The organism is Streptomyces sp. SID1328 (genome assembly GCF_009865595.1).
GTDB classification, from domain to species: Bacteria; Actinomycetota; Actinomycetes; order Streptomycetales; family Streptomycetaceae; genus Streptomyces; species Streptomyces griseoluteus.
The window spans coordinates 1-21,202 of sequence record NZ_WWKH01000730.1 but is presented as its reverse complement, the minus strand read 5'-3'; the positions used below and the strand labels follow the sequence as shown (position 1 = coordinate 21,202).

The window sequence follows — 21,202 nt, the reverse complement described above, 5'->3', positions numbered from 1 at the left end:
CTGCACTGCCCGCCGCTCGCCGTCGCCACCGCCGCCGACCTGGCCGTCAGCGCGCTCAACCCCTCGCTGGACTCCTGGGACCAGGCACCCGCCGCCTCCGCCCTCGAAGCCCGCGTCACCGGCGCCCTCGCCGCCCGGCTCGGCCTCGCCGACGCCGTGGTCACCACCGGCGGCACCGAGGCCAACCAGCTCGCCCTGCTGCTCGCCCGCGAGGCCCACGGCGCCCACGTCCGGCTGGTCTGCTCGGCCGCCGCCCACCACTCCCTGCCCCGCGCCGCCTGGCTGCTCGGCCTGCCCGACCCGGTCGTCCTCCCCGCCCCGGCCGGCACCCTGGACCCCGTCGCGCTGGACGCCGCCCTCACCGAGCTGACCGGCCCCCTCCTCGTCGCCGCCACCGCGGGCACCACCGACGCCGGGCTCATCGACCCGCTCCCCGAGATCGCCGCCCGCTGCGCCGCCCACCGCGTCCGGCTGCACATCGACGGGGCCTACGGCGGCTGCCTCGCCCTCAGCGACCGCCACCGCGCCCTGCTCACCGGACTCGACGCCGCCCAGACCGTCGCCCTCGACCTGCACAAACTCGGCTGGCAGCCCGTCGCCACCGGCTTCCTCGCGGTCGCCGACGCCACCGAACTCGACGCCCTCCACCAGCGCGCCGACTACCTGAACGCCGGCGACGACACCGAGGCCGGCCTCCCCGACCTCCTCGGCCGCTCCACCCGCACCACCCGCCGACCCGACGTGCTCAAGGCCGCGGTCACCCTGCGCACCCTCGGCCGCACCGGCCTCGCCGACCTCATCGACCGGGTCCTCACCCTCGCCCGGGACCTCGCCGACCGCGTCGAGGCACACCCCCGTCTCGAACTGTACGACCGGCCCACCCTCGCCACCGTGCTGTTCCGGCCCGCCCACGCGAGCGACGACGCCGTCGCCGCCGTCCGCCGCACCCTGCTGCACGAGGGCCGCGCCGTCCTCGGCCGGGCCCACGCCGACGGCCGCCTCTGGCTCAAGGCCACCCTCCTCAACCCCCACACCGGGCCCGACGACCTGGCCCACCTGCTGAAACTCGCCGAAGGACACACCCCCGCATGAGCCACCCGCCCCACCCTGAAGGCCAGGAGCCCGAGTCCCCCCGCGACCTCGTCGGCATCGGCATCGGCCCCTGCAACCTCTCCCTGGCCGCCCTCGCGGCACCCCTCGCCGAACTCGACGCCGTCTTCTACGAACAGCGCCCCGGCTTCGACTGGCACCCCGGCCTCCTCATCGACGGCGCCACCCTCCAAGTCCCCTTCCTGGCCGACCTGGTGACCCTCGCCGACCCCACCAGCCCGTGGAGCTTCCTCAACTGGCTCCGCACCCGCGACCGGCTCTTCCCCTTCTACTTCGCCGAGCACTTCCACATCCAGCGCGCCGAGTACGACGCCTACTGCCGCTGGGTCGCCGGACAGCTCCCCGGACTCCGCTTCCGCCACCAGGCCGACACCGTCCGCTGGAACCCCGAACGCGACGTGTTCGAGGTCGACTTCACCCGGCTCGACGCCGACGGCCACGCCGAGGCCCTCGGCCGCACCCGCACCCGCAACATCGTCGTCGGCATCGGCAGCGCGCCCCACGTCCCCGAACCGCTGCGCCCCCTCGCCGCCGCCCCCGGCGTCCCCGTCCTGCACGCCGCCGACTACCTCGCCCACCGCGAGGCGCTGCTCGCCGCCGGACACGTCACCGTCGTCGGCTCCGGGCAGTCCGGCGCCGAGGTCTTCCTCGACCTGCTCCGTCACCGCCCGGCCGGACGCGAACACCTGCACTGGATCGGCCGCACCGCCGCCTTCGCGCCCATGGAGTACTCCAAGCTCGGCCTGGAACACTTCACCCCCGACCACACCCGCTACTTCCACGCCCTCGCCGAGCCCGTCCGCGACCGGCTCGTCGCCGCCCAGTGGCAGCTCCACAAGGCCGTCGACGCCGGCACCCTCGCCGCCATCCACGACGAGCTGTACCGGCGCACCCTCGACGGCGGCTGGCCCGACGCCGTCCTCACCCCCGGTGTCCAGGTCCGCACCGCCGGACGCCTCGGCAGCGGACAGGTCGAACTCCACCTGGAACACCTCGACCAGGGCAGCCGCACCCGCCTCGCCACCGACGCCGTCGTGCTCGCCACCGGCTACCGCATGCGCCCGCTCGACGGCCTCCTGGCCGGGCTCGACCCCCACCTGCGCCGCGACAGCGCCGGACGCCCCCTGATCGACGACGAGTTCCGGCTCGTCCTCGACCCCGCCGTCAGCGGCCGCGTCCACGTCCAGAACGCCGAACTCCACACCCACGGCGTCGGCGCCCCCGACCTCGGACTCGCCGCCTGGCGCAGCGCCACCATCCTCAACTCCCTGACCGGAAAGGAGCAGTACCCGCTCCCCGCCCGGACCGCCTTCACCACCTTCGGCCTGCACCCGCAACGCCGAAGCCCCGGCGACGGCACGGCCGACCGGGCCCGCACCGCCACCGGGGCTCCACCCCGATCGACGTACTAGAACACCGGCGTGCCCGCCCGCGTCAGCTTCCAGTCCACCGACGCGAAGTCCTTCGGGTCCAGCACGCCCTTCGCGGTCACCCACTCCGCGATCCGGGTCCGGATCTCCGTCGACTCCGACCACAGCTCCTTCGCCGACGCCACGTACGGGAACGCGCCGCCGCCGTTGGCCCGGTAGTTGTTCACCGCGAACACGAACTGGGCCGCGTCGTCCAGCGGAGCCCCGCCGAAGGTGAGGTTCTTGATCCGCGACCCGGCGGGCTGCGCGATGTCGATGTCGTACGACAGCCCCGACACATAGTCGTAGTTGTAGTCGGGGCGGTCGGCCGCGTTCGTCAGCTTGTCCACGTCCACCGGCGCGCCCGGCGCGGTCTGCACGTAGTACTGCGCCGAGAACTCCAGGTACGCCCGCACCTGCGCGCCCGTCAGCAGCTTGGCCACCAGCGTGTTGTCGTACACGTACAGACCCGACAGGTCCCGGATGGTGACGTCGCCCGCCGGGATCTCGCTCGTCCGGGAGAACGGTGACGCCTGCGCCAGCACCGGCAGCGAGGCGTACTCGGTGCCCGCCAGCGCGGCCTTGACCACGTCCTCCTGCACCTTGGTGATCAGATCGATGATCGGGGCGTCCTTGTACCGCGCCTCCACCGTGGTCAGCGTCTCGGTCGCCCGGCCCACCACCTGGTTGACGTACGCCACCACCTTCGCGTGCTCCGTGGAGAGCAGCTTGGTGATCTTCGGGTCGTCCGCCACCGTCCGCGAGTCCCTGAGCGATGCCTTCACCGACTCCACCTGCCACCGGCCCCGCGTGAAGACCAGCTCGAAGTCGAACAGGGTCAGCCGCTCCGCGAAGCACAGCGGCTCCGACAGCACGACCGTCTTCCCCGACTTCTCGTTGACGACCCGGAGCTCCGGGATCTCCAGGTGCGCGTGCCCGACCAGGATCGCGTCGATCCCCGGCACCTGCCGCGCCACGTTCGCCGCCGCGTTCTCCACGTACGGCACCTGGTCACCGTAGGACGACGTGCCCGACGTGCCCGAGTGCGCCGAGACCACCACGATGTCCGCGCCCATCGACCTCAGCCTCGGCACCCACTTCGCCGCCTGCTCCTCGAGCCCCTCGAAGGCCAGCTTGCCCTGCACGAACGCCTTGTCCCAGATGGCGATGCCGGGGTTCGTCAGCCCCAGCACCGCGACCTTCACCGGCGGCGCGCCCGGCACGTGGAACCGCTTCATGTAGTACGGCGCGAACGCCGGCTTCAGCGTCTTGGCGTCCACCGCGTTGGCGCCCAGCAGCGGGAAGTCGAGCTGGTGCTCGAAGCGGCGCAGCGTCTCGATGCCGTAGTTGAACTCGTGGTTGCCCAGCGCCGCCGCGTCGTACCCGATCGCGTTCATCGCCTTCGCCATCGGGTGCACCGGGCCGCCCTCGGCGGTGATCGGGTCCACCTTGGCGTAGTAGTACGTCAGCGGAGTGCCCTGAATGGTGTCGCCCGCGTCCAGCAGCAGGGTGTTGCGGCGGCCCTTCTCCTCGCGGACCTGGTTCACCAGCGTCGAGATCCGGGCCAGGCCCTGGGCGTTGCCCGCCGCGTCCTTGTAGTCCGCGTTCTTGAAGTAGTCCCAGTTGAAGACGTGGCCGTGCAGGTCGGTGGTGCCCATCACGGTCAGCGCGTACCGCTTCTCGTGGTGCCCGTGGGCCGCCGGGGCGGCTCCGGCCGCCCGGGCCGCCGGGGCTCCCGCCCCGCCCGCGATCGCCACGCCCGCCCCGGTGACGGCGGACTGCTTCAGGAACTTCCGGCGGTCGAACGGCATCTCTCGGTCTCCTCGGCAAGGGGTCGACAACGCGCGTAGATTGTGGCCCGACCATGACAGGTCGCAACAGACCCCCCAGGTTGCGATCCGGTGACCGATTTCCGTCAACTCCCCCCGCCGGTACGCCGGACACATGACACAGTGGGACGTATGACCCCTGAGGCGAACCCCGCGTACGGCACCGCCGACGCCCCGCTCCTCGCCGTCCGGGGCGAGGCCGAGTTCCAGACCGAGGCCGAGATCGCCCGCATCGGCGTCACCGTCACCGCGCGCGGCCGCGACCGCCGCGCCACCCTCGACGACCTGGGCCGCCGCAACACCGCCGCGCTCGACGTCCTGAAGTCCTACGGCGACGCGGTGCCCGAGCTCACCACCGGCTCCCTCGGCGTCACCCCCGAACTCAGCGAACGCGGCCGGGGCGAGCGGGTGCGCAGCCACCAGGGGATCGTCCGCATCGACGCCGAGATCACCGACTTCGCCGTCCTCGGCGAACTCACCGCACGGCTTGCCGAGTTGGAGCTGACCGAGCTGGACGGCCCCTGGTGGTCGCTGCGCCCCGACTCCCCGGCCCACGCCGAGGCCCGCCGCCGCGCCGTCGCCGACGCCCTCCAGCGGGCCCGCGAGTACGCCGACGCGCTCGGGACCTCCCTCGCCGCGCTGACCGAACTCGCCGACACCGGTGCCGACCGGCCGCGCAACGTCTCCGCCTTCGGGCGGTCCGCCCGCCGGGCCGACGCGGCGGAATCCGCCGAGCCGTTCGATCTCCAGCCCGCGCAATTGTGGGTCTCCGCGCAGGTCACCGCGCGCTTCACGCTGGTGCCGCCCCGGCTTTAGCGGCGCCTTCGGGTAAAAGAACTCTCGCGCGGAAAACATCGCTCATAGGAGCGGCTCATCGCACAATTCAACACTTGTCAATAATCCTTTCCCCAAAGGTTGTTGAGTGGCCATGGAGCCCGAATTCTCTACCCGCCGGTAAGCCATAGGCTCGACCCATGCGCCGAGCAAAGATCGTCTGCACCCTGGGGCCCGCCACCGACTCGTACGACCAGATCAAGGCACTGGTCGAGGCCGGAATGGACGTCGCCCGGTTCAACCTCAGCCACGGCACCCACGCCGAACACGAGGCCCGTTACCAGCACGTTCGCAAGGCCGCCGACGAGACCGGCCGCAGTGTCGGAATCCTCGCCGATCTTCAAGGTCCGAAGATCCGGCTCGGTACCTTCACCGAAGGACCCGTACTCCTCGAACACGACGACACCTTCACCATCACCGTCGAAGAGGGCGTCCAGGGCGACCGCCACCAGTGCGGCACCACCTACGCCGGTCTCGCGGAGGACGTCCGGCCCGGCGAGCGCGTGCTCGTCGACGACGGCCGGGTCTGCCTGGAGGTCACCGGGGTGGACGGCCCCCGCGTGCGCACCCGCGTGGTGGAGGGCGGCGTGATCTCCGACCACAAGGGGATCAACCTCCCCGGTGTCGCCGTCTCCGTCCCCGCCCTGTCCAAGAAGGACCAGGACGACCTGCGCTGGGCGCTGCGCACCGGCTTCGACGTCGTCGCCCTCTCCTTCGTCCGCAGCGGGCGCGACGCCGCCGAGGTGCACCGGATCATGGCGGAGGAGGGGCGCCGGCTGCCCGTCATCGCCAAGGTGGAGAAGCCGCAGGCCGTGGAGAACGTAGAGGACGTCGTCGCCGCCTTCGACGGGCTCATGGTCGCCCGGGGCGACCTCGGGGTGGAGCTGCCGCTGGAGCAGGTGCCGATCGTGCAGAAACGCGCCGTCAAGCTCGCCAAGCGCAACGCCAAGCCGGTCATCGTCGCCACCCAGATGCTCGACTCGATGATCGACAGCGCCCGGCCGACCCGCGCGGAAGCCTCCGACGTGGCCAACGCGGTCCTCGACGGGGCGGACGCGGTGATGCTGTCCGCCGAGACCAGCGTGGGGCGCTACGCCGTCGAGGCCGTGTGCACCATGGCGAAGATCGTCGCGGCCGCGGAGGAGGAGATGCTGGCGAAGGGGCTGCCGCCGCTGACCGAGCGGAACAAGCCGCGCACCCAGGGAGGCGCCGTCGCCCGGGCGGCCGCCGAGATGGGGGACTTCCTCGGGGCGCGCTTCCTCGTCGCCTTCACCCAGTCCGGCGACACCGCCCGCCGCCTGTCCCGTTACCGCTCACCCATCCCCGTCCTCGCCTTCACCCCCGAACCCTCCACCCGCTCCCAGCTCAGCCTCACCTGGGGCGTGGAAACCTTCCTCGGGCCCCACGTCGACTCCACCGACGCGATGGTCGACCAGGTCGACGAGCTGCTCCTCCGCTACGGCCGCTGCGAAAGGGGCGACGTGGTCGTCATCACCGCCGGCTCCCCACCCGGCCTCCCCGGCACCACCAACCTGGTCCGCGTCCACCACATCGCGGAGGACGACAGCCCGAAGTAGGGGGTCAGTGCTTGGGGCCCACGTGAGCGTCCATGAGGGCGACGGAGGCTTTGCGGGCGACGGAGATGTTGTGCCGGTTGGCCCGCCGCCACTCGACGCCAACCCGGTCCAGGGCACCGGTGAACAGCCCGGTGATGTCCTCGGAGACGTTGGTGAAGAAGTACCGCGGATACTCATAGCGCCTTGTCTCACCGCCGACGGTCCGGGTCGTCCAGTTGGTGACCCGGCAGCCGTCGGAGTGGATGAGGCCCCGGATGAACTCCCACGGGTGCGCGTCGACGATCTCCCGCTGCCAGGGCTCCAGGGCGATTGGCCGCTCGTGTTTCTTCCCCGGGCCGTGCTGCGGGAAGAGGCAGGTCCAGTGCTTGCTGCACGAGGTGACCTGTCGGCAGCCCTGCTGCCGCACCTGACAGACCTTGTTGCCCGGCATGACGGCCCTCATGGCCTCGGCGCAGGCGTCGATCAGCCCCGGCCAGGCGTCGGCGCAGGCGATACGGAGCGAGTGGACGCCGCGTTTGAGAGGGCTGACGCAGCCGTCGCCCAGGTAGAGGCCCAGGAGATAGGCGTAGGCGGCGGGATTCGGGGGTGGGCCCGGTACGTCCTGGCAGCGGGGGCAGTCGGTGCGGCGTAGGGGAGCGCGTCGTTTCTGCCAGGAGCGGATGGCCGCGCGGGAGATGCCGGTCTCGCGGCTCACGGAGTTGAGGCTGCGATTTTGCGCCACCAGCGCGAGTACCCGCTCGCGCGTGCCCATGTCGTACATGCGGACACTGTGCGGGGGCTGCGACGTGCGTGTATGCAAAAAAGCGGATGTTCACGAGAACGTGAGCATCCGCTTGCTGAGTCAATCCTTCGAATCGAAGGAAAAGTGCCCCGAGTCGGATTCGAACCGACACTGTATGGGTTTTGAATCCATTGCCTGCTGCCAATTGGGCTACCGGGGCTCGCAGATTCCAAGGCGTCCCTTGACCCTCCGCGCGTCCACCATACCGTAGCTAGGTAGGCTCTTGTCAGCAGCACCCCTGCCCTGAACGGAGAGCCCCAGTGACGACCCCCGAGTCGCCCCAGCCCGCAGACGTGTCCGACGACGACAAGTCGCATGTGCCCCCGCTGACGACCCGGGTCGTCATCGCCGAGGACGAGGCGCTGATCCGGCTCGACCTCAAGGAGATGCTGGAGGAGGAAGGCTACACGGTGGTCGGTGAGGCCGGGGACGGCGAGCAGGCCGTGGAACTGGCCCGTGAGCACAAGCCGGACCTGGTCATCCTGGACGTGAAGATGCCCAAGCTGGACGGCATCTCCGCGGCCGAGAAGATCGCCGAGGAGTCCATCGCCCCGGTCCTGATGCTCACCGCCTTCTCGCAGCGCGACCTCGTGGAGCGGGCCCGCGACGCCGGCGCGATGGCGTACCTGGTGAAGCCGTTCAGCAAGACCGACGTGGTCCCGGCCATCGAGATGGCCGTCTCCCGCTTCACCGAGCTGAAGCAGCTGGAGCAGGAGGTCGCCGACCTCAGCCAGCGCCTGGAGACCCGCAAGCTGGTCGACCGCGCGAAGTCGATCCTCCAGACCGAGTACGGCCTGAGCGAGCCCGCCGCGTTCCGCTGGATTCAGAAGACCTCGATGGACCGCCGCCTGTCGATGCAGCAGGTCGCGGAGGCGGTCATCTCCGACGACCAGGAGAAGAAGTCGGCCAAGAAGGGCTGATGGACAGCAGAAGGCCCGCGCCCCCCTGAGCCGGAGGGACGCGGGCCTTTTCGTACGGTGCTCAGTCCTCGCCGAGGTACGCCTTGCGCACCGACTCGTCGGTGAGCAGGTCCCGCCCGGTGCCGGAGAGCACGATGCTGCCGACCTCCATGACGTGCCCCTGGTCCGCGAGCGAGAGCGCCGCCTGGGCGTTCTGCTCGACCAGGAGGATCGTGGTGCCGCTCGCCTTCAGCTCGGCGATCGTCGCCATGATCTTCTGCATCATGATCGGCGAGAGCCCCATGGACGGCTCGTCCAGCATGAGCAGCTGCGGCTGGGACATCAGCGCCCGCCCCATGGCCAGCATCTGCTGCTCACCGCCGGAGAGGGTGCCAGCGGCCTGCTTGCGCCGCTCCCCGAGGATGGGGAAGAGGTCGTAGGCGCGCTGGATGTCCTTCTCGATGCCCGGCTTGTCGTTGCGCAGGAAGGCCCCGAGGCGCAGGTTGTCCTCGATGGTCATGCGCGGGAAGATGTGCCGCCCCTCGGGGGAGTGGGCGAGTCCGAGGGAGACCACCTGGTGGGCCGGGACCTTCTTCAGCGACCTGCCGTTGAAGCGGATCTGCCCGCCGACCGGCTTGAGCAGCCCGGACAGGGTGCGCAGCGTGGTGGTCTTGCCCGCGCCGTTGGTGCCGATGAGGGTGACGACCTGGCCGGCCTCGACCTTGAACGAGATGCCCTTGACGGCCTCGATCTTGCCGTAGGCGACCCGCAGGTCCTCGACTTCGAGCAGTGCGGTCATCGGTCGGTCTCCTTGCGGTTCTCCTTGCCGGGCACGGCGTCCGCCTGTGCCTCGGCCGCCTCGACCTCGGCGGCCTCCTCGTCGCCGGGGGCGTCCTCGAAGGGTTCACCGAGGTAGGCGGCGACGACGCGTTCGTCGCCCTGGACGGTGGCGCTGTCGCCCTCGATCAGCTTCTGGCCCTGCACGAGGACGGCGACGCGGTCGCAGAGGTTGAAGATGAAGCGCATGTCGTGCTCGATGACGAGGACGGCGATGCCCTGGTCGCGGATGGCGAAGACCAGTTCCTCGGTGGCGCGGGTCTCCTGCGGGTTCATGCCCGCCGTGGGCTCGTCGAGCAGGAGCAGGCCGGGCTCGCTGGCCAGCGCGCGGGCGATCTCCAGCTTGCGCTGTTCGCCGTAGGGGAGGTTGCGGGCGAGGTGCTCGGCCTTGGCGTCCAGGCCGACGAAGGCGAGGAGTTCCATGGCGCGGGCGCGGGAGGCGGCTTCGGCCTTGTGGAAGCCGGGGCCGCGCAGCAGGGCGGACCAGAGTCCTTCCTTGGTACGGGTGTGCCGGCCGACGAGCACGTTCTCCAGGACGGTCATGTTGGCGAAGAGCCGGATGTTCTGGAAGGTGCGGGCGATGCCGGCCGCGGTGACCTTGAAGGACTTGGGCGGCAGGACGGTGCCCTTGTAGCGGACCTCGCCCTCGGTGGGGACGTAGAGACCGGTGAGGCAGTTGAAGAAGGTGGTCTTGCCGGCGCCGTTGGGGCCGATGAGGCCGACGATCTCGCCGCTGTTGACGGTGAGGTCGACGTCGCGGACGGCGGTGAGGCCGCCGAAGCGCATGGTGACGCCGCGGGCGTCGAGGACCGTCTCGCCGGGGGTGGTGCCGGGTGCGGTGTCCTTGGTGGTGGTGTCGGTGGTCATGGTGGTCAGGCCCCTGCCTTGCTGAGGACGGCGGGCGCGGCGGTGTCCTCGTGGAACTCGAGTTGGCGGCGCCGGTTGGGGATGAGGCCCTCGGGACGGAAGCGCATCAGCAGGACGAGCGCGACGCCGAAGGCGAAGAGCTGGTAGTCGCCCAGGAACTGCAGCTTGGCCGGGATCAGGTAGAGCAGCGAGGCGCCGACGAGGGGCCCGGAGATGGTGCCCATGCCGCCGAGGACGACCGCGGCCAGCAGGAAGGCCGAGTTGGGCGGGACGACGTGGGCGAACTGGTACTGCTCCGGCGTCACGGTGTAGGTGACGTGGGCCTGGACGGAGCCGGCGAGTCCGGCGAGGCAGGCGCCGAGGGCGAAGGCGATGAGCTTGACCCGGAAGCCGTTGATGCCCATGGCGAGCGCGGCGGTCTCGTCCTCGCGGATGGCGATCCAGGCGCGGCCGATGCGGGAGTCGCTGCTGCGCCGGAAGACGACGACCACGACGAGGGTGATGAGCAGCATCAGCAGGAAGTAGTTGGCGAACCGCCCGATGGTGGTGCCGAGCAACTGGTGTTCCTGGCCGAAGTCGAACCCGAGGATGTTGAGGTTCGGGATCGAGGAGATGCCGTTGGAGCCGTTGGTGACGTCGGGTCCGGAGGTGCCGTCCATGTTGAGGACGGTGATGCGGAAGATCTCGCCGAAGCCGAGGGTGACGATGGCGAGGTAGTCGCCGCGCAGCCGCAGGGTCGGGGCGCCGATGAGGACGCCGAAGATCATGGCGACGACCGCGCCGAGCAGGGCGGAGGCCCAGAAGGGCCAGTGCACGTGCAGCGGCGAGGAGGGCGAGCCGGAGACGAGGGCGGCGGTGTAGGCGCCGACGCCGAGGAACGCCACGTAGCCGAGGTCGAGCAGGCCGGCGAGGCCGACGACGATGTTCAGGCCGAGGGCGACGGTGGCGAAGATGAGGATGTAGACGCCGATGGTGGCGTACTGGTCGTCGGACTGGGTGAAGGGGAAGGCCGCGGCGGCGACGAAGGCGCCGGTCATGGTGACGGTGCGGTGCCGCGTGGTGATCGCCGAGATCCGGGCCACGAGTCCGGCCTTGGCGAGGGCGGCGAAGCCGAAGCCGGCGGTGATGAGGAAGCCGATGAAGAGTTCGTCGTACTCGGTGCCGATGCCGTAGGTGAAGACGAGCAGGCCGAGGGCCATGACGCCGGTGATGACGAGGATCTCCGCCCAGGCGGGCAGGGTGCGGCCGGGGACGGGGGGTTCGGCGGCGAAGGCGGCCTTGAAGTTGGCGCGCTTCTGCCGGGCGCGGTGCCGGAAGGCTTCCCAGCCGGTGTCGTCGGGGTCGGCCGGGTCGGGCTCGGGCCGCTGGAAGGGCAGCGCGAGGGCGCCGAGCAGGGCGACGAGGGTGGCCAGTGCGACGAGGTAGCCGCCGGGTTCGAGGTTGACGACGCCGCCGAGCTTGGCGCTGATGGCGATGACGGTGTACCAGGCGGTGGCGAAGGTGCCGAGCGCGGCGAGCTTGAGGGCGCTGTCGGCGTTGCCGGGGGTGAGGACCTTGAGGCCCTTGACGCCGTAGGAGGCGAGGCCGAACAGGGTGGTGAGCAGGCCGCCGATGAGGACGAGGACCTGGAGGCCGCCGGGGTAGCCGTAGACGGTGAGGTCGCCGGGGAAGTCGGCGGTCCAGGTCCAGGCGAGGAAGGCGGAGACGACGGCGAGGGCGCCGCCGCCGGTGGCCAGGGCCCGGCCGACGGTGGCCGGCAGGCCGATCAGGCCGGTGGCGGCGGGGGCGTGGGAGTCCGGGGTCTCCGGGGTGCCGGGTGCGGTGGTCTGTGTGGTCATCGGTGTCACGCCCTGTCCGCGACGCGCTCGCCGAGCAGGCCCTGTGGCCTCAGCAGGAGCACGAGGATGAGGAGTACGAACGCCCAGACGTCTGCCCAGGACTGGCTGCCGAACTTGTCCATGCCGGGGATGTCCGCGATGTAGGCGGTGGACAGGGCTTCGGCGACGCCGAGGACGAGGCCGCCGAGCATGGCGCCGTAGATGTTGCCGATGCCGCCGAGGACGGCCGCGGTGAACGCCTTGAGGCCGAGGATGAAGCCCATGCGGAAGTCGATCTGGCCGTACTTGAAGCCGTAGGCGACGGAGCCGACCGCGGCGAAGGCGGCGCCGAGGGCGAACGCGATCACGATGATGCGGTCGGTGTTGACGCCCATCAGCTTGGCGGTGTCCGGGTCCTGGGCGGTGGCCTGCATGCCGCGTCCGGTGCGGGTGCGCATCACGAAGTAGGCGAGGACGGCCATGCTGAGCGGGGCGGCGGCGACGAGGAAGACGTCTCCGGTCTGGATGGTGACGTTGCCGATCTCGAAGGGTCCGCCGGGGATGCTCGGGAAGGTGCGCGCGGACTTGGCCTCGGGGTACCACGCCCACACGGCCTGCTGGAGGGCGAGGGAGAGGCCGATGGCGGTGATCAGCGGGGCGAGCCGGGGCGCGCTGCGCAGCGGCCGGTAGGCGAATCGTTCCGCTCCGACGGCGACGGTCACGGCGACCACGATGGCGCCCACCAGCATCAGCGGCAGGGCGATCCACATGGAGGTGCCGTCGGGAAGGATGTACACGTAGACAGTGAGGGCGCCGAAGGCGCCGGTCATGAATATCTCGCCGTGGGCGAAGTTGATGAGCTGGACGATGCCATAGACCATGGTGTAGCCGATGGCGACCAGCCCGTACATGGAACCAAGTAGCAGGCCGTTGACGAGCTGCTGCGGCAGTTCGTTCACCGCATGTCCTCCGAGCGTGGGATAAGCGACGGATGTGGCCGGAAGTGGCCGGATGCGAGTCCGCGCGGGGCGCCTCTTGAGCGCCCCGCGCGGCTCGGCTGGTGCGGGCGTGGGTCAGGAGCCGTTGTAGGTGCCGGACTCCACGGCCTTCCAGGCACCGTCCTTGACGGAGTACACCGTGAGCTGCTTGTTGGTGGCGTCGCCGTACTCGTCGAAGGAGACCTTGCCGGTCACGCCGTCGAAGGAGACGTTCTGGAGGGCGGCGGTGACCTTCGCGCGGGCGTCGGAGGGCACCTTGCCGTCGTTGTCGTCGACGACCTTCTTGACGGCCTCGATGATCGACCAGGCGGAGTCGTAGGAGTAGCCGCCGTAGGCCGCGTACGCCTCCTTGTAGCCCGCCGCCTTGTAGTCGGCGACGAACTGCTTGGCGGAGGGGAGGGTTTCCACCGGGGCGCCGACGGAGGTGGCGTAGTCGCCGGTGGCGGCGGGGCCGCCGAGCTTGAAGAAGGTGTCGTCCTTGATGCCGTCGCCGCCGACCAGCGGCACCTTGGCGCCGGCGGCCTTGATCTGCTTGGTGAGCGGACCGGCCTGCGGGTACTCGCCGCCGTAGTAGACGACGTCGGCGCCCGAGTTCTTCACCTTGGTGGCGACCGCGGAGAAGTCCTTGGTGTCGGGGTTGATGTGCTCGGTGCCGACGACCTTGCCGCCGAGCTTCTTGAACGCGTCGGTGAAGGTGGCGGCGAGGCCGGCGCCGTAGGTCTTCTTGTCGTCGATGACGAAGACCTTCTTCTTCTTGGCCTTGTTGAAGACGTACTCCGCGGCGTACGGGCCCTGGATGGCGTCGGTGGTCGCGGTGCGGAAGTACGACTTGTACTGACGCACCTTCTTCTTCTGCCAGTCCGGGCCCTGGGTGAGGCCGGGGCCCGTGTTGGCGGGGGAGACCTGCGCCAGTTTGGCGTCGTCGAGGACCTTCTGCATCGACTCGGCGACGGAGGAGTTCAGCGGGCCGACGACACCGAGGACGCTCTTGTCGGTGACGAAGGCGGTGGAGTTCTGCTGGCCGGAGGAGGGCTGGCCCTGGTCGTCCTTGGCCTCGACCTTGAAGGTGACGCCCTTGACGTACTCCTTCTTGTTCGCGGTCTTGACCGCGAGGTCCACCGAGTTCTTGATGCCGAGGCCCAGCGCGGACAGGTCGCCGGTCAGCGGGGCGTCGATGCCGATGGTGACGGTGGTGCCGCCCTTGGCGTCGGAGCCGTTGTCGCCGCTGTCGCGCGAGCCGCAGGCGGTGAGGGTGAGCGCTCCCGCGGACAGCGCGGCGGTGATGGCGATGAGCGAACGTTGACGCACGATCAGTCCTTTCCCTGGACGACCGCATCCCCATGGAAACGGTCGAGCCGCGCGCCTGGCCGAAAAGCGAATCCGGGGCGCGGTGACTGGCCGTGACTCTAAGCGTGTGATGGGAACGTGGAGGAGAGCTTGACCAAGGCTGTGACGCTCTTGTTATGACACGAGGTAATGCAGAGCGGTACTCCCTGGGGGGAACGCCGGAATTCCGGCCGATTCGCCCTGTCCACATGCTGAGAACGCGCAGCACGCGCCCTCAACTGTTCAGGCGTCTCGGAGGTTTTGGTGATGACGGCGTACTTTCGCCGCAGGCTTCCCCCAGGGCGCGGGAGAGGTATCGGGTGTAGCGCGGGCCGAGGATGAAACTCTGGGTCTGTATTGCACGCGTATTACGCAGTGTTACTTCCAGGAAAGGCAGTGCGGCGTTTTTGGGCACCTTTCCGCATTCCGTGACACGCATGGTCACGGTGATCACCCGCGCCGAGCCGGCTGCGGTGCGGAAGGGCGCGCGGGGTTCGGATTCGGCCGAGATCCCGGCGTAGGGCTGGCTCACCCGGGTCACGGTGACCGGGGGGCCGGGCTCCACGGCGAGCCGCACGTCGAAGGCGAGGCGGTGGGGCGCGGTGGTCCGGCCGGCCAGGAAGGCCACGGTCACCGTCTGTGCGGGAAAGGGGAGTTCGGGCGGGGGCGCCGGGCGCGGGCGGGTGATCCAGAGGGCGGCGCCGGCCGCCAGCACGGCGCAGGCGGTGGCCGGAATCAGTAGGGTGCGGCGGCGCCATGGGCGGGGTGCCGGGCGTGCCTCGGCGGGCTCGCGCGCCCAGGTGCCCTCGCCGGGTTCCAGCGGGCCGATGCCGGTCATCGCCGAAATCCGGGCCGTACGAGAAGTGCCCCGCCCCGTCCCATGCGCCGAAAGCTACGGCGTGGGACGGGGCGGGGCAACGGGGAGCGTCAGTCCTTCGCCGGGGCCTCGCCCGCCGGGAGGTCGCGCAGGAGACAGGTCAGGCGGGCCGTGCAGACGCGGCGGTCCTGCTCGTCGGTGATGACGATCTCGTAGGTCGCCGTGGAGCGGCCCCGGTGGACCGGGGTGGCGACGCCGGTGACCAGGCCGGAGCGGACGCCCCGGTGGTGGGTGCAGTTCAGGTCGACCCCGACGGCGACCTTGGAACTGCCGCCGTGCAGCATCGAGCCGACCGAGCCGAGGGTCTCGGCGAGCACCGCCGAGGCACCGCCGTGCAGCAGGCCGTACGGCTGGGTGTTGCCCTCCACCGGCATGGTGCCGACCACCCGCTCCGGCGCCGCCTCGATGATCTGCACGCCCATCCGCGTCCCCAGGTGACCGGCGGAGAACATCGCGGGCAGGTCCACACCGAGCGCCGCGTACTCGTCGATGATCTCCTGCGGGAATTTCACCTGCTGCTGCTCACCCATGCCCGGCTCCGTTCTCGTGCGCCTGTCCGGCGACGACCCATATTCACTGAGCGAACGCTCAGTCGGTCGCCGATTGTTCCAGACGGCCCAGACGGCCCTCGGGGCGCGCCTCCAGCCGGACCACCACCGACTTGCTGGCCGGGGTGTTGCTGGTGTCGGCGGTGGCGTCCAGCGGCACCAGCACATTGGTCTCCGGGTAGTACGAGGCGGCGCAGCCCCGCGCGGTCGGATAGTGCACCACCCGGAAACCGGGCGCCCGCCGCTCCACCCCGTCGCTCCACTCGCCCACCAGGTCCACGTAGCTCCCGTCGCTCACCCCGAGTTCGCGGGCGTCCTCGGGGTGGACCAGCACCACGCGGCGGCCGTCGGTGATGCCCCGGTAGCGGTCGTCCAGGCCGTAGATCGTGGTGTTGTACTGGTCGTGCGAGCGCAGTGTCTGGAGCAGCAGGCGGCCCTCGGGCAGCTCCGGGTGTTCCACCGGCGCGGCGGTGAAGTTGGCCTTGCCGGTGGCGGTGGGGAAGCGGCGCTCGTCCCGCGGGGCGTGCGGCAGGGTGAAGCCGCCGGGGCGGGCGACCCGGGCGTTGAAGTCCTGAAAGCCGGGGACCACCCGCGCGATGCGGTCGCGGATCGCCGCGTAGTCCCGCTCGAACTCCGCCCACGGCACCGTGCTGTCCGGCAGTACCCGCCGCGCCAGCCGGGCCACGATGGCGGGCTCGGAGAGCAGGTGGGGGCTCGCGGGCGCCAGCCGGCCGCGCGAGGCGTGCACCATGCCCATGGAGTCCTCGACGGTGACGAACTGCTCGCCCCCGCCCTGGACGTCGCGCTCGGTGCGGCCGAGTGTCGGCAGGATCAGCGCGCGGGCGCCGGTGACCACGTGCGACCGGTTGAGCTTGGTCGACACGTGCACGGTCAGCCGGGCCCGCCGCATGGCCGCCTCGGTGACCTCGGTGTCGGGGGAGGCGGAGACGAAGTTGCCGCCCATGGCGAAGAACACCTTCGCCTCGCCGTCCCGCAGCGCGCGGATGGCCCGTACGACGTCGAAGCCGTGCTCGCGCGGCGGGGCGAAGCCGAACTCCCGCTCCAGCGCGTCCAGGAAGGCGGGTGCGGGGCGCTCGAAGATGCCCATCGTGCGGTCGCCCTGCACGTTGGAGTGCCCGCGCACCGGGCACACCCCGGCGCCGGGACGGCCGATGTTGCCGCGCAGCAGAAGGAAGTTGACCACCTCGCGGATGGTGGGCACCGAGTGCTTGTGCTGGGTGAGGCCCATGGCCCAGCAGACGATGGTCCGCTTCGAGGCCAGCACCATCTCCAGGGCCCGCTCGATCTCCGGGCGGGTGAGCCCGGTCGCGGCCAGCGTCTCGTCCCAGTCGGCCTTGGCCGCCGCGTCCGCGAACTCCTCGTAGCCGTGGGTGTGTTCGCGGACGAACTCCTCGTCGACCGCGCCCTCCGTCTCCAGGATCAGCTTGTTCAGCAGGCGGAAGAGGGCCTGGTCGCCGCCGATGCGGATCTGCAGGAACAGGTCGGTGAGCGCGGCGCCCTTCAGCATGCCCTGCGGGGTCTGCGGGTTCTTGAACCGCTCCAGGCCCGCCTCGGGCAGCGGATTGACGCTGATGATCCGCGCGCCGGCCGCCTTGGCCTTCTCCAGCGCGGAGAGCATGCGCGGATGGTTGGTGCCGGGGTTCTGCCCGGCCACGATGATCAGGTCGGCCCGGTACAGGTCCTCCAGCAGGACGCTGCCCTTGCCGATGCCGATCGTCTCCGAGAGCGCCGAACCGGACGACTCGTGGCACATGTTGGAGCAGTCGGGCAGGTTGTTGGTGCCCAGCTCGCGGGCGAAGAGCTGGTACAGGAACGCCGCCTCGTTGCTGGTGCGTCCCGAGGTGTAGAACACGGCCTCGTCCGGCGAGCCGAGGGCCGCGATCTCCTCCGCGACGATGTCGAAGGCACGCTCCCAGGTGACCGGCTCGTAGCGGTCGGCGCCCTCGGGCAGGTACATGGGGTGGGTGAGGCGGCCCTGCTGGCCCAGCCAGTAGCCGCTGCGCCCCGCGAGGTCGGCCACCGGGTGCGCGGCGAAGAACTCCGGGGTGACCCGGCGCAGCGTGGCCTCCTCGGCCACCGCCTTGGCGCCGTTCTCGCAGAACTCCGCCATGTGCCGGTGCTCCGGCTCGGGCCAGGCGCAGCCGGGGCAGTCGAAGCCGTCCTTCTGGTTCACCCGCAGCAGGGTCAGCGCGGTGCGCCGCACCCCCATCTGCTGCTGCGCGATCTTCAGGGAATGCCCCACCGCGGGCAGCCCCGCCGCCGCGTGCTTCGGCTCCCCTGTCCGCGGCGCGTCCTGCACCGGATCACCCTTGGGCGGCTTCGTCGCCATCGCCCGCTCCCCTTCGATCGTCCTTCTCGCATCCGGGGTCCCCCGGCCCCGCCGGACAAGCATGCCCCGCGGGCGTCCGCAGCGGGAGCCCTGTGGACAGCGGGTGGGGGAGCCCTGTGGACAGTGCGCGATCTTCCGGTGCAACGCTTCGCGGACTCGGCTGTCAGTGCGGCGTGGCAGGATCGGGGGCGTGGCAGAGACAGCATCGAAGAAGACCGACACCCCTCCCGGCGGCCGACCCCGCCTGATGCTCATGGACGGGCACTCACTGGTGTACCGCGCGTTCTTCGCGCTGCCCGCGGAGAACTTCACCACCGCGACGGGCCAGCCGACGAACGCGATCTACGGCTTCGCCTCGATGCTGGCCAACACCCTGCGTGACGAGGCGCCGACGCACTTCGCGGTCGCCTTCGACGTGTCCCGCAAGACCTGGCGCTCCGAGCGGTTCACCGAGTACAAGGCGAACCGCTCCAAGACGCCGGACGAGTTCAAGGGCCAGGTCGAGCTGATCGGCGAGCTGCTGGACGCGATGCACGCGCCCCGCTTCGCCGTGGACGGCTTCGAGGCGGACGACGTGATCGCCACCCTGGCCACCCAGGCCGAGGCCGCGGGCTTCGATGTGCTGATCGTCACCGGCGACCGGGACTCCTTCCAGCTGGTCAGCGAGCACACCACGGTGCTCTACCCCACCAAGGGCGTCTCGGAGCTGACCCGCTTCACCCCGGAGAAGGTTTTCGAGAAGTACGGGTTGACGCCCGCGCAGTACCCCGACTTCGCCGCCCTGCGCGGCGACCCGTCCGACAACCTGCCCGGCATCCCCGGCGTCGGCGAGAAGACCGCCGCGAAGTGGATCAACCAGTTCGGTTCGTTCGCGGAGCTGGTCGAGCGCGTCGAGGAGGTCAAGGGCAAGGCCGGGCAGAACCTCCGCGACCACCTGGAGTCGGTCAAGCTCAACCGCGTCCTGACCGAGCTGGAGCGCGAGGTCGAGCTGCCGAGGACGGTCGCGGACCTCGGCCGTGAGCCGTACGACCGCAAGGGCGTGGCGGCGTTCCTGGACACCCTGGAGATCCGCAACCCCTCGCTGCGCGAGCGGCTCTTCGCCGTCGACCCCGGCGCCGAGGAGGCCGAGGCCACCCCCGTCGTCGCGGACGGCATCGAGGTGGACGGCACGGTCCTGGGCACCGGTGAGCTGGCCGGCTGGCTGGCCGAGCACGCCGCCGGGCCGCTGGGCATGGCCACCGTCGACACCTGGGCGCTGGGCTCCGGCTCGGTCGCCGAGGTCGCCCTCGCCGCCGCCGGGGGAGCCGCCGCCTGGTTCGACCCCGCCGAGCTGGACGAGGCCGACGAGCGGGCGTTCGCCGGCTGGCTGGCCGACGCCGCGCGGCCCAAGGTGCTGCACAACGCCAAGGGCGCCATGCGGGTGCTGGCCGAGCACGGCTGGCAGGTCGACGGCGTGACCATGGACACCGCGCTCGCCGCCTACCTGGTCAAGCCCGGCCGCCGCTCCTTCGACCTGGACGCGCTCTCGCTGGAGTACCTGCACCGCGAGCTGGCCCCGGCCGCCGCGGCCGACGGTCAGCTCGCCTTCGGCGGGGACGACGGCGCCGAGGCCGAGGCCCTCATGATCAAGGCCCGCGCCATCCTCGACCTGGGCGAGGCGCTGGAGACCCGGCTCGCCGAGGTCGGCGCCGCCGACCTGCTGCGGGACATGGAGCTGCCCACCTCCGCCCTGCTCGCCCGCATGGAGCGGCACGGCATCGCGGCCGACCGCCCGCACCTGGAGAGCATGGAGCAGACCTTCGCGGGCGCCGTGCAGCAGGCCGTGAAGGAGGCGCACGCGGCGGCGGGGCACGAGTTCAACCTCGGCTCGCCCAAGCAGCTCCAGGAGGTCCTCTTCGGCGAGCTGGCGCTGCCCAAGACCAAGAAGACCAAGACCGGCTACACCACCGACGCCGACGCCCTGGCCTGGCTCGCCGCGCAGACCGACAACGAACTGCCGGTGATCATGCTCCGCCACCGGGAACAGGCCAAGCTGCGCGTCACCGTCGAGGGCCTGATCAAGACGATCGCCGCCGACGGACGTATCCACACCACCTTCAACCAGACGGTGGCGGCGACCGGCCGGCTGTCCTCCACGGACCCCAACCTGCAGAACATCCCGGTCCGCACCGACGAGGGCCGGGCGATCCGCCGGGGCTTCGTGGTCGGCGAGGGCTTCGAGTCCCTGATGACGGCCGACTACAGCCAGATCGAGCTGCGCGTCATGGCCCACCTCTCCGAGGACGCCGGCCTGATCGAGGCGTTCACCTCCGGCGAGGACCTGCACACCACGGTCGCCTCCCAGGTCTTCTCGGTCGGCCGCGACTCGGTCCACGCGGAGATGCGGCGCAAGATCAAGGCCATGTCGTACGGCCTCGCCTACGGCCTGTCCGCCTTCGGCCTCTCCCAGCAGCTCAACATCGACGCCGGGGAGGCCCGCGCGCTGATGGACACCTACTTCGAGCGGTTCGGCGGGGTACGGGACTATCTGCGCCGCGCGGTCGACGAGGCGCGGGCGACCGGCTACACGGCGACCCTCTTCGGCCGCCGCCGCTACCTGCCCGACCTCAACAGCGACAACCGCCAGCGCCGCGAGGCCGCCGAGCGGATGGCGCTGAACGCCCCGATCCAGGGCACCGCCGCCGACATCGTCAAGATCGCGATGCTCAACGTGGACCGGGCGCTGCGCGAGGCGCGGCTGAAGTCCCGGATGCTGCTCCAGGTCCACGACGAAATCGTGCTGGAGATCGCCCCCGGCGAGCGCGCTGCCGCCGAGGAGATCGTCCGCCGCGAGATGGCCGACGCCGTCAGCCTGCGGGCCCCGCTGGACGTCTCGGTGGGCGTCGGCCCGGACTGGGAGTCGGCGGCGCACTGAGCCACCTGAGACCCCGCGGGGAGCCGCCCTCCCCGCGGGGTTTCACTCACGTGGCCCCCGCCAGAACGCAGGCCCCGCCCGCCACCCGCGAGACTGCGGGCATGGGTATACGCATGCTTCACCGCCTGAGGCCCGCCCCGCGGCACGGCAGTACGGAGCGTACGGACACCGGCCCGGCGCCGGAGGCGTCCGGGACGGCCGTGCCCGTCGTCGCGGCCGACGCCAGCGC

At 70.9% G+C, this 21,202-nt stretch carries 16 protein-coding genes and 1 tRNA gene; 6 read left to right on the top strand and 11 right to left on the bottom strand.

Features of this window, described 5'->3' with window-relative positions:
• A partial coding sequence (locus tag GT030_RS23525) for an aminotransferase class V-fold PLP-dependent enzyme (RefSeq protein ID WP_161202799.1) occupies positions 1-1,092 on the top strand: 1,092 nt, incomplete at its 5' end.
• Positions 1,089-2,522, top strand: a complete 1,434-nt coding sequence (locus tag GT030_RS23520) for a SidA/IucD/PvdA family monooxygenase (protein ID WP_161202798.1) — start codon at positions 1,089-1,091, stop codon at positions 2,520-2,522. The genes GT030_RS23525 and GT030_RS23520, both read left to right, overlap by 4 nt.
• On the opposite strand, the gene GT030_RS23515 is transcribed toward GT030_RS23520, so the two are convergent.
• On the bottom strand, positions 2,519-4,330 hold the full coding sequence (locus tag GT030_RS23515; RefSeq protein ID WP_161202797.1) for a 5'-nucleotidase C-terminal domain-containing protein: 1,812 nt from the start codon (positions 4,328-4,330) through the stop codon (positions 2,519-2,521). The genes GT030_RS23520 and GT030_RS23515 overlap by 4 nt on opposite strands.
• A gap of 150 nt (positions 4,331-4,480) precedes the next feature.
• On the opposite strand from GT030_RS23515, the gene GT030_RS23510 reads away from it, so the two are divergent.
• Together GT030_RS23510 and pyk are read left to right on the top strand one after the other, a co-directional pair.
• The gene (locus GT030_RS23510) at positions 4,481-5,164 is read left to right on the top strand and encodes an SIMPL domain-containing protein (protein WP_161202796.1); all 684 of its coding nucleotides are present in this window, start codon (positions 4,481-4,483) and stop codon (positions 5,162-5,164) included.
• 158 nt (positions 5,165-5,322) lie between these two features.
• Positions 5,323-6,759, top strand: a complete 1,437-nt coding sequence (gene pyk / locus GT030_RS23505) for a pyruvate kinase (RefSeq protein WP_161202795.1) — start codon at positions 5,323-5,325, stop codon at positions 6,757-6,759.
• Positions 6,760-6,763: 4 nt separating this feature from the next.
• Here the strand turns inward: pyk and GT030_RS23500 are convergent, their stop codons facing one another.
• Together GT030_RS23500 and GT030_RS23495 are read right to left on the bottom strand one after the other, a co-directional pair.
• Positions 6,764-7,519, bottom strand: coding sequence for a helix-turn-helix domain-containing protein (locus GT030_RS23500; RefSeq protein ID WP_161202794.1), 756 nt, complete (start codon positions 7,517-7,519; stop codon positions 6,764-6,766).
• Positions 7,520-7,625: 106 nt separating this feature from the next.
• Positions 7,626-7,700 (bottom strand) — tRNA-Leu (locus GT030_RS23495).
• Positions 7,701-7,800: 100 nt separating this feature from the next.
• Here GT030_RS23495 and GT030_RS23490 point away from each other — a divergent pair.
• Entirely contained in the window at positions 7,801-8,460 is a 660-nt protein-coding gene (locus tag GT030_RS23490; protein WP_135790517.1) for a response regulator, read from the top strand.
• Between the two features lie 61 nt (positions 8,461-8,521).
• On the opposite strand, the gene GT030_RS23485 is transcribed toward GT030_RS23490, so the two are convergent.
• The 8 genes from GT030_RS23485 to GT030_RS23450 form a co-directional block, all read right to left on the bottom strand.
• Positions 8,522-9,238 (bottom strand): ABC transporter ATP-binding protein, encoded by a 717-nt coding sequence (locus GT030_RS23485; protein WP_086695666.1) that lies wholly within the window; start codon positions 9,236-9,238, stop codon positions 8,522-8,524.
• Positions 9,235-10,143, bottom strand: coding sequence for an ABC transporter ATP-binding protein (locus GT030_RS23480; protein ID WP_161202793.1), 909 nt, complete (start codon positions 10,141-10,143; stop codon positions 9,235-9,237). The genes GT030_RS23485 and GT030_RS23480 overlap by 4 nt, the downstream gene beginning before the upstream one ends.
• Positions 10,144-10,148: 5 nt before the next feature.
• Complete coding sequence (locus tag GT030_RS23475) at positions 10,149-11,981, bottom strand: branched-chain amino acid ABC transporter permease (RefSeq protein ID WP_161202792.1); 1,833 nt, start codon at positions 11,979-11,981, stop codon at positions 10,149-10,151.
• Between the two features lie 5 nt (positions 11,982-11,986).
• The gene (locus GT030_RS23470) at positions 11,987-12,919 is read right to left on the bottom strand and encodes a branched-chain amino acid ABC transporter permease (RefSeq protein WP_031182872.1); all 933 of its coding nucleotides are present in this window, start codon (positions 12,917-12,919) and stop codon (positions 11,987-11,989) included.
• Between the two features lie 114 nt (positions 12,920-13,033).
• A complete protein-coding gene (locus GT030_RS23465; RefSeq protein WP_161202791.1) occupies positions 13,034-14,266 on the bottom strand; it encodes a branched-chain amino acid ABC transporter substrate-binding protein in 1,233 nt (410 codons plus the stop codon).
• A gap of 253 nt (positions 14,267-14,519) precedes the next feature.
• A complete protein-coding gene (locus GT030_RS23460; RefSeq protein ID WP_161202790.1) occupies positions 14,520-15,122 on the bottom strand; it encodes a Tat pathway signal sequence domain protein in 603 nt (200 codons plus the stop codon).
• Between the two features lie 89 nt (positions 15,123-15,211).
• The gene (locus GT030_RS23455) at positions 15,212-15,691 is read right to left on the bottom strand and encodes a hotdog fold thioesterase (protein WP_135785471.1); all 480 of its coding nucleotides are present in this window, start codon (positions 15,689-15,691) and stop codon (positions 15,212-15,214) included.
• Positions 15,692-15,749: 58 nt separating this feature from the next.
• Entirely contained in the window at positions 15,750-18,059 is a 2,310-nt protein-coding gene (locus GT030_RS23450) for an FdhF/YdeP family oxidoreductase (protein WP_161202789.1), read from the bottom strand.
• A gap of 190 nt (positions 18,060-18,249) precedes the next feature.
• On the opposite strand from GT030_RS23450, the gene polA reads away from it, so the two are divergent.
• Entirely contained in the window at positions 18,250-20,973 is a 2,724-nt protein-coding gene (gene polA, locus GT030_RS23445) for a DNA polymerase I (protein ID WP_161202788.1), read from the top strand.
• Positions 20,974-21,202 lie beyond the last annotated feature (229 nt).

What these genes read in the sequence shown, in the direction of transcription:
- GT030_RS23520 (WP_161202798.1), top strand. Translation starts at nt 1,089, where the DNA reads ATGAGCCACCCGCCCCACCCTGAAGGCCAGGAGCCCGAGTCCCCCCGC.
- GT030_RS23515 (WP_161202797.1), bottom strand. Translation starts at nt 4,330, where the DNA reads ATGCCGTTCGACCGCCGGAAGTTCCTGAAGCAGTCCGCCGTCACCGGG.
- GT030_RS23510 (WP_161202796.1), top strand. Translation starts at nt 4,481, where the DNA reads ATGACCCCTGAGGCGAACCCCGCGTACGGCACCGCCGACGCCCCGCTC.
- pyk (WP_161202795.1), top strand. Translation starts at nt 5,323, where the DNA reads ATGCGCCGAGCAAAGATCGTCTGCACCCTGGGGCCCGCCACCGACTCG.
- GT030_RS23500 (WP_161202794.1), bottom strand. Translation starts at nt 7,519, where the DNA reads ATGTACGACATGGGCACGCGCGAGCGGGTACTCGCGCTGGTGGCGCAA.
- GT030_RS23485 (WP_086695666.1), bottom strand. Translation starts at nt 9,238, where the DNA reads ATGACCGCACTGCTCGAAGTCGAGGACCTGCGGGTCGCCTACGGCAAG.
- GT030_RS23480 (WP_161202793.1), bottom strand. Translation starts at nt 10,143, where the DNA reads ATGACCACCGACACCACCACCAAGGACACCGCACCCGGCACCACCCCC.
- GT030_RS23475 (WP_161202792.1), bottom strand. Translation starts at nt 11,981, where the DNA reads ATGACCACACAGACCACCGCACCCGGCACCCCGGAGACCCCGGACTCC.
- GT030_RS23460 (WP_161202790.1), bottom strand. Translation starts at nt 15,122, where the DNA reads ATGACCGGCATCGGCCCGCTGGAACCCGGCGAGGGCACCTGGGCGCGC.
- GT030_RS23455 (WP_135785471.1), bottom strand. Translation starts at nt 15,691, where the DNA reads ATGGGTGAGCAGCAGCAGGTGAAATTCCCGCAGGAGATCATCGACGAG.
- GT030_RS23450 (WP_161202789.1), bottom strand. Translation starts at nt 18,059, where the DNA reads ATGGCGACGAAGCCGCCCAAGGGTGATCCGGTGCAGGACGCGCCGCGG.